The organism is Polaromonas sp. CT11-55, from assembly GCF_047303325.1.
In the GTDB taxonomy this organism is placed as follows: domain Bacteria; phylum Pseudomonadota; class Gammaproteobacteria; order Burkholderiales; family Burkholderiaceae_C; genus Polaromonas.
In genome coordinates, this window is sequence record NZ_JBKBEX010000098.1 from 1 (window position 1) to 233 (window position 233).

1 protein-coding gene is annotated in these 233 nt (G+C 52.8%); it reads right to left on the reverse strand.

Annotated elements, in window-relative coordinates:
- The coding region (locus ACEN8I_RS24215) for a DDE-type integrase/transposase/recombinase (RefSeq protein WP_413331205.1) at window positions 1-233 on the reverse strand (233 nt) is incomplete at both ends.

Consider the following 233-nt stretch of genomic DNA (forward strand, 5'->3'; position numbering starts at 1 on the left):
GATTTAAATCCCAGCGTGGCGCCGATTATCCGTTTCAGTTTGCCAAGATCGCATTCAATCACGTTGTTCCGGTACTTAATCTGTCGGTGTTCAACGTCAGACGGGCACCGGCCTTCGCGATTGAGCAGAGCAAGCGCGCGACCATAGGCGGGCGCTTTATCCGTGTTGATGAATCGCGGGATCTGCCACTTCTTCACGTTGTTGAGGATTTTACCCAGAAACCGGTATGCAGC